This window comes from Streptomyces sp. NPDC046939 (genome assembly GCF_040644575.1).
GTDB lineage: Bacteria > Actinomycetota > Actinomycetes > Streptomycetales > Streptomycetaceae > Streptomyces.
Window position 1 is genome coordinate 89,512 of record NZ_JBEYWV010000036.1, and the last position, 10,574, is coordinate 100,085.

At 70.5% G+C, this 10,574-nt stretch carries 10 protein-coding genes and 1 pseudogene; 8 read left to right on the forward strand and 3 right to left on the reverse strand.

Translation table 11 applies throughout. From position 1 onward, the window contains the following. Positions 1-3 precede the first annotated feature (3 nt). From ABZ877_RS31900 to ABZ877_RS31915, 4 genes are all read left to right on the forward strand, one after another. A complete protein-coding gene (locus tag ABZ877_RS31900; RefSeq protein WP_361078350.1) occupies positions 4-1,503 on the forward strand; it encodes a glutamine synthetase family protein in 1,500 nt (499 codons plus the stop codon). A 52-nt stretch (positions 1,504-1,555) separates the two neighbouring features. After that, a complete protein-coding gene (purB, locus tag ABZ877_RS31905) occupies positions 1,556-2,842 on the forward strand; it encodes an adenylosuccinate lyase (protein WP_361078353.1) in 1,287 nt (428 codons plus the stop codon). Further along, positions 2,826-3,230, forward strand: a complete 405-nt coding sequence (locus tag ABZ877_RS31910; protein ID WP_361078356.1) for a GNAT family N-acetyltransferase — start codon at positions 2,826-2,828, stop codon at positions 3,228-3,230. The genes purB and ABZ877_RS31910 overlap by 17 nt, the downstream gene beginning before the upstream one ends. Before the next feature lie 230 nt (positions 3,231-3,460). Beyond that, positions 3,461-4,573, forward strand: coding sequence for a ParB N-terminal domain-containing protein (locus ABZ877_RS31915; protein WP_361078359.1), 1,113 nt, complete (start codon positions 3,461-3,463; stop codon positions 4,571-4,573). 6 nt (positions 4,574-4,579) lie between these two features. On the opposite strand, the gene ABZ877_RS31920 is transcribed toward ABZ877_RS31915, so the two are convergent. Continuing rightward, the gene (locus tag ABZ877_RS31920; RefSeq protein ID WP_361078362.1) at positions 4,580-5,554 is read right to left on the reverse strand and encodes an AfsR/SARP family transcriptional regulator; all 975 of its coding nucleotides are present in this window, start codon (positions 5,552-5,554) and stop codon (positions 4,580-4,582) included. Positions 5,555-5,861: 307 nt separating this feature from the next. On the opposite strand from ABZ877_RS31920, the gene ABZ877_RS31925 reads away from it, so the two are divergent. The 3 genes from ABZ877_RS31925 to ABZ877_RS31935 are packed head-to-tail and all read left to right on the forward strand — an operon-like array spanning position 5,862 to position 8,652. After that, the gene (locus ABZ877_RS31925) at positions 5,862-6,059 is read left to right on the forward strand and encodes a hypothetical protein (RefSeq protein WP_361078364.1); all 198 of its coding nucleotides are present in this window, start codon (positions 5,862-5,864) and stop codon (positions 6,057-6,059) included. Between the two features lie 35 nt (positions 6,060-6,094). Further along, positions 6,095-6,718: an isochorismatase family protein gene (locus ABZ877_RS31930; RefSeq protein ID WP_361078366.1), complete on the forward strand. Its 624-nt coding sequence runs from the start codon at positions 6,095-6,097 to the stop codon at positions 6,716-6,718. Next, positions 6,715-8,652 carry an anthranilate synthase family protein gene (locus ABZ877_RS31935; RefSeq protein WP_361078369.1) on the forward strand — a complete coding sequence of 646 codons (1,938 nt, stop codon included), beginning with the start codon at positions 6,715-6,717 and terminating at the stop codon, positions 8,650-8,652. Before ABZ877_RS31930 ends, ABZ877_RS31935 begins: the two co-directional genes overlap by 4 nt. Here ABZ877_RS31935 and ABZ877_RS31940 read toward each other — a convergent pair whose 3' ends face one another. Next, positions 8,653-9,657 carry a methyltransferase gene (locus ABZ877_RS31940; protein ID WP_361078372.1) on the reverse strand — a complete coding sequence of 335 codons (1,005 nt, stop codon included), beginning with the start codon at positions 9,655-9,657 and terminating at the stop codon, positions 8,653-8,655. It lies immediately after the preceding gene. 182 nt (positions 9,658-9,839) lie between these two features. Here ABZ877_RS31940 and ABZ877_RS31945 point away from each other — a divergent pair, with 182 nt between their 5' ends. After that, on the forward strand, positions 9,840-10,328 hold the full coding sequence (locus ABZ877_RS31945) for a PhzA/PhzB family protein (RefSeq protein ID WP_361078374.1): 489 nt from the start codon (positions 9,840-9,842) through the stop codon (positions 10,326-10,328). Between the two features lie 15 nt (positions 10,329-10,343). Here the strand turns inward: ABZ877_RS31945 and ABZ877_RS31950 are convergent. After that, a pseudogene (locus ABZ877_RS31950) lies at positions 10,344-10,574 on the reverse strand (alkaline phosphatase family protein); the annotation flags it as partial.

Genomic DNA, 10,574 nt, shown 5'->3' on the forward strand with positions numbered 1-10,574 from the left:
ACCATGCGCATCCGGCCTTGGACCCCGTTGTCCGAACAGGGCAGCGTAGGGCGCCCCTCGTTCGTCGCTGACCACGAGCTGTGGGACGACGACCGCCTCGCCGCTGCCGACCGCGTCGAGGCCGAACTCGCACACGTCGACCTCGTACGGCTGGTGTTCGGCGACCCGCACGGCCTGGCCCGCTCCAAGACGCTCACAGCCGACGCCTTCCGTGCCGTGCTGCGCAACGGCATGAACTTCAGCCCCGGCCCCTTCCTCTTCGACACCGGCCACGCCGTCGCCGTGGACTTCCTCGGCGACGATCCGGGCGTCGGCGTCGACGAGCTCGTCGGAGCGGGCAATTTCGTCGCGGTGCCCGACCCCCTCACCTTCCAGATCCTGCCGGACCGTGCACCGCGCACGGCATGGGTCCTCGCCGATGAGTACCTGCGGGACGGCACACCGCATCCGCTGTCCTCGCGTGGTGTGCTGCGCCGCGTCCTGGCGGAGTACGAAAGCCGGGGGCTGGCCCCCGCGGTGGGCCTGGAGGTCGAGTGGTACCTCACCCGTCGCCTCGACGACGAACCGGGCAACACCGGCAACGGTTTCGGGCTGCAGGGACAGGCCCCCCGTGTCGCCGCGATGAACGCCGGCTACCAGTTCAACCTCGATGCCCAGTACGACACGATCGCCCCCCTCACGGACCCGCTGGCGCTGCGCCTGCTCGAGCTCGGCCTGCCACTGCGTTCCATGGAGCACGAGTCCGGCCCCGGTCAGGTCGAGACCACCTTCAGCCCCATGACCGCGCTGGACGCGGCCGACGCGATGCTGTTGTTCCGGACCGTCACCAAGCAGTTCTGTGCCGCACGGGGCCACCACGCGTCCTTCATGTCCCACCCCGCCCTCGACAGCGCGGACCCCAGCGGCTGGCACCTGAACCAGTCGGTCATCGAACGCGCCACGGGGCGCAACCTGTTCGAGGCCGAGGGGCCCTCCGGAAGCATGTCCCCCGAGGGGAAGGCATACGCGGACAGCCTGCTGGACTGGGCCCGCGACCTGTTCATGCTGTCGGTACCCACGGTCAACGGCTACCGTCGGCTGGCCGCCCATCACACCCTGGCGCCCACCCGCATCGGCTGGCGCGTGGAGGACCGCAGCGCGATGCTGCGCATAGTCGGCACCGGGGCGGGCGCACACATCGAGAACCGGGTGGGCGAACCGTGCGCCAACCCGTACCTGAACATCGCGGCGCAGCTCTTCGCCGGCCTCCAGGGTCTGGCCGGCGGAGCCGCAGGAGACGCCCCGGCCCCCGGAGAGCTGCTGGTGCCGCAGTCGCTGCGGCAGTCACTGGAGGCGTTCCGCGCAGGGCGCGCGGCACAACTCCTGGGAACACCGCTGACGGCATGCCTGACCAAGCTCAAGGAAAGCGAAGTGAGCCGGTACGAGACCTGGTGCGCGCAGAACTCCTCCCGGCCGGACAGGACGACGCAGTGGGAGCAGCGCGAGTACTTCGGCGCCTACTGATGCCGGCCCGCCGACCCCGGGGCCCCGCCCCTTCACCGACGAAAGCAGTGTCATGATTCCTCGTTACACGCTGCCCGCGATGGCCGAGCTGTTCTCCGACCAGAACCGCTACGCGCTCTGGGCCCGCGTGGAGATACTCGCGTCCGAGGCGCAGATGCGACTCGGCATTGTCCCCGAGGAGGCCGTCGAGGACATGCGACGGGCCAAGGTGCCGCTGCCGGGGCGGGTCGCGGAGATCGAGAAGGAACGCGACCACGAGGTGTTGTCCTTCCTGGCCGCGTTCTGCGAGGAGATGCCCGAGACCTCCGCCGTCTGGGTGCATCTCGGCATGACCAGCTACGACCTCGTCGACACCGCACTCGGCCACACGCTCGGCCGGGCGGCAGAACTGCTGCACGGCTCGGCCCGGCGTCTGCGCCGCGTTCTCGTACGGCGGGCGCTGGAGCACTGGGAGTCGGTCATGGTGGGGCGCACCCACGGAGTCCATGCCGAACCCACCACGTTCGGGCACAAACTCGCCGGGCACGCCTTCGCGATCGACCGCTGCGCGACGCGTCTGGCAGCGGCGCGCGACGCCGTCGCCGTCGGCACCGTCTCGGGTTCCGTCGGCACATACGCCCTGATCGATCCGTTCGTGGAGACCCATGTGTGCGAGGCGCTCGGGCTCGGGGTCGAACCCGCACCCAGCCAGGTCGTGGCCCGTGACCGGCACGCCCAGCTCCTGCAGGCCGTCGCCACTCTCGGTGCCTGCGTCGAGCAGATCGCGCTGGAGATGAGGCTCCTGCAGCGCACCGAGGTCCGCGAGGTCGAGGAGCGGCGCAGCAGCGCCTACCAGGGCTCCAGCGCCATGCCGCACAAGCGCAACCCGACCACCAGCGAGCGGCTGTGCGGTCTGGCCCGGCTGCTGCGCGGCTATGCCACCGCGGCCCTGGAGGACGTCGCGCTGTGGCACGAACGCGATCTGGCACACCAGTCCGTCGAACGGGTCATCCTGCCCGACGCCCTGTCCGTCGGTCACTTCCAGGCCGAGGCGGCCATCGACCTCATCACCCACCTGGAGGTCGACGCCGAACGCATGCGGGCCCACATCGACCAGACCGACGGGCTCGTCTACAGCTCGTCGGTCCTTGCCGAACTCCTCGGCCGGGGCGTGCCGCGGGAACAGGCGTACCGCAGCGTGCAGGCGGCGGCGAACCGCACGACCGCCACGGGCGAGCACTTCGCCGACTCGCTCGCCGGGGCCGGGGTCACCCTGGACCGGCTCGAGCCGCGGCGTTTCCTCACCAACCACGACGTGATCCGTAGCCGACTGGAGGAACTCAGTGTCCTGGACGATTGACCGTACCCCGGGTGCAGACCTGGACCTGGACGACGTGCTCGCCGTCTTCCGGGATTCGGGGCTGGGCGAACGGCGCCCGGCCGACGACCGGCAACGCATGGCGGACATGGTGCGTCAGGCCAATCTCGTCGTCGTCGCGCGGGACGAAGCAGGCACATTGATCGGCATCGCGCGCAGCATCTCGGACTTCTCCTACGTCACCTACCTGTCGGACATCGCCGTTGTCCGGGCCCACCAGGGCACGGGTGTCGGCCGCGCGCTGATCGACGCCACGCGCGAGGAGGCGCCCACGGCGAAGATCGTGCTGTTGTCCGCGCCCGCCGCCACGGAGTACTACCCCCACATCGGCTTCACGGCGCACAACTCGGCCTGGGTCCTCAACCCCTGACCGCCGGGCCACAAGCGGCTCGTGAGGTCGCTGGAGCACCACTCGAACCGCCGCGACCGGGAGCGTTGTCGTGACTTGCTGCCACGCAGTGCCCTGCGAGCACGGTGTCGGCGGGTGTGTGTCAGTGCCGCGTCAGTGCCCTGTCAGCTCGGGTTGGGAGTGTCCTCGACGGCTCGTCCGGTCTGCGGACGGGTCACTCGGACCACGCCCGCCAATGACGAGGAGTCGCGGTGAGAAGCAATCAGGTCGTGCCCCTGCCCGTGCCCGGGCGCACAGAGTTCGACGGTGCGGGGGCCGGCGCCACGTCCGACACGAGTTCCGACACCTTACTCGCCCTGCGCGACACCATGCTGCACGAAGGGCCCGTCGAGCAGGTACGGCTGACCGATGTGCGGGTCAGCGACACCCCCCGGACCCAGGGCATCGACGGGAAGTGGGCCCTCACCCTCGCCGAACTGGAGACGGAGCTGCCGCCGATCGTCGTGCACCGGGACACCATGAGTGTGATCGACGGACTGCACCGGCTGCGGGCGGCACAACTGCAAGGCAGGGAGCACATCAAGGTCCGCTACTTCGAAGGCTCCGTCCAGGACGCGGCGCTGCTGGCCGTGGCGATGAACATCGTCCAGGGGCGTCCGCTGACGCAGTCGGACCGGGCAGCCGCGGTGGAACGGATCGTCACCACCCACCCCTACTGGTCGGACCGGGCCATCGCCGTCATCGCCGGTCTGTCGGCCAAGAAGGTCTCCGAGATCCGGCGGCGCTCCGTCGACCCCTCGCGGGGCGAGCGGCGCATAGGTCTGGACGGCCGGCTCCGGCCGCTCAACAGTGTGCGCGGCCGTGAGCTGGCCGGTGAGCTGCTGCGGGCCGACCCCAACGCGTCGCTGCGTGCGGTGGCCCGCAGGGCGGGCATCTCCCCGGTCACCGTCGCGGACGTGCGCAAGCGGATCCTGCGCGGCGACGACCCCGTCACACCGCGCCAGCGCGGCCAGGCCGTCCAGCGGGACGCCCGGGCCGAACGGCCCGCACCGCAGGAGAGCCCCGAGACCCGCTCACCCGGAGAACTCTTCACCATCTTCGAGTCGCTGCGCCGGGACCCCTCGCTGCGGTTGACGGAGGCCGGCCGCAACATACTGCGCATGCTGGAGGCCTGCTCCCTGATGGCGCGGGAGCGGCGCCAGATCATCTCCAGTCTCCCGCCTCACTGCACCGGTCAGATGGCGGCGCTGGCCGGCGGCTACTCCCAGTTGTGGCGCGTCTTCGCCGAAGAACTGCGCGCCTACGAGGAGGAGCAGGAGAGCGCCGGGAGCACCGAGATGGACAGGTACCGCACCGGTGCCTAGAACCGCTCACGGCGGCGGGAGCGAAAGGGCCCGGGAACCGCTGAGCCTGACGGCGAGGGCCCGGTGCTCCTGGTACAGCTCCTCTACCCGGCCGCGCAGCAGGGCGATCTCGTGTGCCAGCAGACGCATGCGCACCTCGTCGTCGGGCCGGTGACCGAGCGCGGGCGGGTGCGGCGCCGCCGACCCGTGGGACGGACCCACCACTGCCTCCCGGCCGGGGTGGGGATCGAAGTGGTACAGGATCGCATCCCGGCAGCGACGCAGGGAAGGTCCGGGCTCCACCCCGAGGTCGCGGATCAGCCTGCGGTGCAACCGCTCGTACGTCCCCAGTGCCTCGGCCCGCCGCCCGCACCGGTACTGGGCGATCATCAACAGCTCGTGGAACTGTTCCCGCAACGGATGACTGACGGTCAGCCCCTCCAGCTCGCCCGTGATGCGCTCATGCTGGCCCGCGCGCAAGCTGGCGTCGTACAGCAGCTCGAGCGCCACCATCCGGGCCTCTTCGAGTATCGACGCCTCCGTCGCGCAGATGGGCCCGCGCTCGCTGCCCTCGAAGGCCCGGCCACGCCACAGACCGAGTGCGGAGCGCAGCAACCGCACCGAGCGGTCCGGGTCCACCGTCGCCGCTTCCCGTCCCTCGGAGACAAGCCGGTGGAAGCGCTGGGCATCCGTGGCCGAGGTGTCGGCCCGCAGGGCGTAGCCGGTCGGCTGCGTCACCAGCCAGTCGTGGTGCGCGCCCCTGCCGCTGGACGACAGCAACAGCCGTCGCAGGCGGGCCACATGCGCCTGCAGGGCGTTGGCCGCGCCGAGCGGAGGGCGGTCGCCCCACAACTCCTCGACCAGCCGCCCCGAGGGCACCTCCTGGCCGACGCACACCACCAGGGCACCGAGCAGCGCCCGCTGTTTGGCGCCCGACGGCATGACCCGCATACCGGTCTGGTCATCGCAGATCTGCACAGAACCAAGGATCCGAAACTCCATCTCGCCCTCCCTTCGAGAGCTTCGATGAACGTGCCGCGGAGAACTGGACGATAGGGACTCCACGGCGGCAGCGCCGTTTTCCTCAGCGGCATGCGTGACTCCGTCGGTGCGCGCTCAAGGGCGCTTCGAGCGCGAGCGGCCAGAGTGCAGCCTGCGGGGGCACCGAAGCCCGCGCCCCTCGCGACCGCGGTGAGAGACGGTCGCGGCGTCCTCGACAACCACTCGAATGGGGCCGCCTGATCGTCACGACCGATTGTCCGACCGGGACGGACCCAGCTAGCGTTCCGGCCGGTGGAGGAGCGCCGCCATGCCGATTCAGCCACCGCGACCGTCGTACGAACTCGTCGCCGCCGCCCTGCGCACGTACGGTGCGCTCCTCGCCAACCGCACACAGCCCGTCCCGTTCACCGCTCCGGGCCCCGGCGCCAGCGGCGCCCTGGGGCTCGCGGTGTTCGTCACGGTGTACGCGGCCCACTCGGGGACGCCCTGCACGGCAGCGCCGTGACGGCACCCCGCGCTGCGCCACCAGGAAGTGGAGCCATGACCGGCATACCCCGCATCAGTTCCTACCCTTTGCCCGCACAGGGCGACCTCCCGGCACCCGTGGTGCACTGGACCGCCGAGCCCGAGCGGGCGGTCCTTCTCGTCCACGACATGCAGCGGTACTTCCTCGAACCGTTCCCCGGCCAGCTCCGCACGGAGCTCGTGCACAACACCGCACTCCTGCGCGAGCGCTGCACAACGCTGGGCGTCCCGGTCGCCTTCACCGCCCAGCCGGGCGGGATGAGCGAGGAACAGCGCGGCCTGCTCAACGACTTCTGGGGACCCGGCATGCGCACGACCCCCGAGGACCGCGCCGTGGTCGACGAGCTGGCGCCGGGCCCCGAGGACCACGTCCTCACCAAGTGGCGCTACAGCGCGTTCTTCCGCACCGATCTGTTGCGATGGATGCGCACCGAGGGTCGTGACCAGCTCGTCGTCTGCGGCGTCTACGCCCACATCGGTGTCCTCGCCACCGTGGTCGAGGCGTTCACCAACGACATCCAGCCGTTCCTCGTCGCCGACGCCACGGCAGACTTCTCGCACGCCCACCACCGTTCTGCCCTGACGTACGCCGCCGGGCGCTGTGCCCGTGTCACCACGGCGAAGGAAGTGTTCGCGTGAGCCCCGGCAGGCCCGATCTGCTGGCGCGGGCGCTGCGGGGAGAGTTCACGTCGTACGCCCTGCTGCACCGGCCCGGCACGGACGGGGCCGGGGCGCTCGTGGACGTCCTGACGGGGCCGGTGTCCCAGCCCGCCACGCTCGCCGACATCCCGCTGCCCGAACCGGGCCACCCCGGCGCCTGCCATGACGTACTGGCCGTCCTGCCGTACCGGCAGCTCACCGAGCGCGGCTTCGCCTGCGCCGACGACAGGACGCCGCTGGTGGCCATGGCGGTGACCGGGCAGCAACAACTGCCCTTGAGCGAGATGCACGCACGCCTGCCCGACCTGCCGGCCTCCATGACCGGTGGAGCGTTCGACATCGACGACGCCGCCTACGCGGAGCTGGTGCGCCGCGCCGTCAAGGAGATGATCGGCACCGGGGAGGGTGCGAACCTCGTCATCAAGCGGACCTTCGCCGCCGACCTCACCGACTACGGGCCGCACAGCGCCCCGGCCCTCTTCCGCAGGCTGCTGGAGCGCGAGCGCGGGGCCCACTGGATCTTCCTCATCCACACCGGCACGCGCGTCCTGGTCGGCGCCTCACCGGAACGGCACGTGAGCCTGCAAAGCGGCACGGTCGTGATGAACCCCATCAGCGGCACCTACCGCTACCCGCCCGCAGGCCCCACCCTGTCGGGCGTCCTCGGCTTCCTCGGCGACCGCAAGGAGACCGACGAGCTCTACATGGTGCTCGACGAGGAACTGAAGATGATGGCCCGCATCTGCCACGACGGCGGCCGCGTCGTCGGTCCGTACCTCAAGGAGATGGCCAGGCTCGCTCACACCGAGTACTACATCGAGGGGCACACCCGGCACGATGTGCGGGACATCCTGCGCGAGACGATGTTCGCGCCCACCGTCACCGGCAGCCCGCTGGAGAGCGCCTGCCGCGCCGTCCAGCGGTACGAGCCGGACGGGCGAGGCTACTACAGCGGCGTCGCCGCGCTCATCGGGCGTGACGCCGACGGGCAGAGGACCCTGGACTCCACGATCCTCATCCGCACCGCCGACATCAGCCCCGAGGGACGTCTCGGCATCAGCACCGGCGCCACGATCGTGCGCCACTCCGATCCGGCCTCCGAGGCCGCGGAGACCCGGACCAAGGCCGCAGGGCTCGTCACCGCCCTCGGCGGGGCCGGTGCGAACCGCCCCGCCGAGCACCCGGCGAGCCGCTTCTGCGGACATCCGCGCGTGCGCCGGGCGCTGGATCGGCGCAACGACGCCGTCGCCGACTTCTGGCTGTCGGGTCCGGCGGCCCGTGCCACCACGCCCGGCGAACTGTCCGGGCGCCACGTCCTCGTCGTCGACGCCGAGGACACCTTCACCTCCATGATCGACCACCAACTGCGCTCCCTGGGACCGCGGGTGACGGTGCGCCGGTACGACGAGGAGTACGACGTCGACGCCTATGACCTGGTCGTGATGGGGCCGGGGCCGGGGGACCCGCGAGAGGTCACACAGCCCAAGATGCGGTACCTGCACGCCGCCGTCGACACCTTGCTGCGCGAGCGGCGTCCGTTCTTCGCCGTGTGCCTCAGCCACCAGGTCCTGGGTCTGCACCTCGGTCTGCCCCTGCGCCGCAGGACGGTGCCGCACCAGGGCGTGCGCAAGGAGATCGACCTGTTCGGAACTCGCGAACAGGTCGGCTTCTACAACACCTTCGCCCTGGTCAGCGAAGACGAACTGGTGGTTCCCGCACATCCGGACACGGTCGGCCCGGTCCGCGTGAGCAGGGACGCCGCCACCGGCGAGGTGCACGCGCTGCGCGGCGACGGCTTCGCGTCCGTCCAGTTCCACGCCGAGTCCGTGCTCACCCGCGAGGGCCCCCGCATCTTCGCGACGGCCCTGTCCGGCCTGCTGACCGCGTCCACCGCCCCGAGCGCCGCTGCCTGATCAGGCGGCCACAACCGCCTCCAGGAGCGAGGCGTGCGGCGACGGTTCCACGAAGCGTGCGACGGCGAAGCCCGCATCCGTCAGCAGCGCCTCGTACTCCGCCCGGGTACGGCTCCTGCCGTTCAGGACCGTCATCATCAGCATGTCGATGGTCTTCCCCGGGTGCGGCTCGTTGCCCGCCGGGATCATCGCGTTGATGACGAGGAGCCGCCCGTGGGCGGGCATGGCGGCCCGGCACGTGCGCAAAAGCCGCACACACTGGTCGTCCGGCCAGCTGGCCAGCACATGCTTGAGCAGGTAGACGTCGGCGCCGGCCGGGACGGTGACGAAGAAGTCACCGGACACGGCGCTCCACCGGCCGGCCAGGTCGGGCACGTCGAGAACATGTCCGCGGACGACGTTCTCCAGATCGAACAGCGTGCCTGTCAGGTGCGGATTGCGGCGCAGCACCGCACGCAAGAGGCCGCCGCGCCCGCCGCCCACGTCGACGACGCTCCTGGCATCGGGGAACGCGCAGACCGCGGCGACATCATTGCTCAGAGCCTCCGAGAACGCGGCCATGCTCGAGTTGAACGCCCGGCCGAACCCCGTGTCCGCCGCGACATGGTCGTAGAACGGAATCCCGTGCATGGTCTCGAAGGCGGTGGTGCCCGTACGGACGGCTTCGTGGAGGCGGCCCGCCGAATCCCAGAACGCGGGCTCACCGCGCACCATGATGTAGTCGCGCAAGGAACGCTCGGCGTGTGTGCGCAGCGGCTCGGCGAGCGGCGTCAGGTGGAAGCGGCCCGACCCGTCCTCGCGGAAGACACCCCTGGAGGCGAGGAAACGCAGCAGCCGGTACATGTACGAGCCGTCGGCTTCCGCCGCTTCGGCCACCTCGTCGGCCGTCCGCGGGCCGCCTTCCAGGTGGTCGGCCACGCCGAAGCGCGCCGCGGCGTGCAGGGCCGCCGAGTACACGTATCCGAGGGCGAGTTCCAGCAACTCCTCGTGGTGAACGTCTGCCATCGGTAAGGGTCCTCTCCCATGCCGTACGAGGCCCATGGTGCACGGAGGATGCACGGGTCCGGCATGCGTCGACAGCGTGTGCACGGGCCGTCGCGGCGGCCTCGAACCTTGCTCGACCCGGCCCCGAGCAGCACGTCCGACGATGCGGCTGGACAGCCCGACCACTTTGCTGAGGGGACACCATGGCCGACGGCGCACCGCACGGATTCACGGACGCCGCCGCTCTGCGGCGCAAGAACCGTGCCACGGTCGAGAAGTATCTGGCGGACACGAAGGGGCCGGCGCGCCTGCGCCGGCACGAGCTGTTCGTCGAGCACGGCAGCGGCGGCCTGTGGACCAGTGACACCGGGGAACCCATCGTCATCAAGGGCCGCGACCGGCTGGCCGAGCACGGCGTCTGGTCACTGAAGATGTTTCCCGACTGGGAGTGGTACAACATCCAGGTCTTCGAGACGCAGGACCCGAACTTCTTCTGGGTGGAGTGCGACGGACACGGCAGGATTCTCTTCCCCGGCTATCCCGAGGGGCAGTACGAGAACCACTTCCTGCACTCCTTCGCGCTGGAGGACGGAAGGATCGTTCAGAACCGCGAGTTCATGAACCCGTTCCAGCAGTTGCGAGCGCTCGGGATCCCCGTCCCGGAGATCAGGCGGGAGGGCATTCCCGCCTGACTTGAGAGGACGGCCTCAGTCCACCCCCGCGAGTCGCAGCAGCAAAGCCTTCACTTCGGTCGCCGCGATCCGGCCGGTGCCCGTGCCGGGCCGTGAGCACAGAAGCACCGGGCCTTCGTCGTCGCTCGTGGGGAGGCGGCCGTGGCTGCCTCGAATAGGTGAGGGGTCGAGCGGTACGACCGCCATGCGGTAGCGCATGCCGAGCTTCTTGCGGGCGAGCGCGGACGCGGCCTTGACCTTGACGTA

Bases quoted from the DNA above. Each gene is read 5' to 3' on its own strand.
- ABZ877_RS31925 (WP_361078364.1), top strand. From the start codon at position 5,862: ATGCCGATTCAGCCACCGCGACCGTCGTACGAACTCGTCGCCGCCGCC.
- ABZ877_RS31945 (WP_361078374.1), top strand. From the start codon at position 9,840: ATGGCCGACGGCGCACCGCACGGATTCACGGACGCCGCCGCTCTGCGG.
- ABZ877_RS31940 (WP_361078372.1), bottom strand. From the start codon at position 9,657: ATGGCAGACGTTCACCACGAGGAGTTGCTGGAACTCGCCCTCGGATAC.
- ABZ877_RS31900 (WP_361078350.1), top strand. From the start codon at position 4: ATGCGCATCCGGCCTTGGACCCCGTTGTCCGAACAGGGCAGCGTAGGG.
- purB (WP_361078353.1), top strand. From the start codon at position 1,556: ATGATTCCTCGTTACACGCTGCCCGCGATGGCCGAGCTGTTCTCCGAC.
- ABZ877_RS31930 (WP_361078366.1), top strand. From the start codon at position 6,095: ATGACCGGCATACCCCGCATCAGTTCCTACCCTTTGCCCGCACAGGGC.
- ABZ877_RS31920 (WP_361078362.1), bottom strand. From the start codon at position 5,554: ATGGAGTTTCGGATCCTTGGTTCTGTGCAGATCTGCGATGACCAGACC.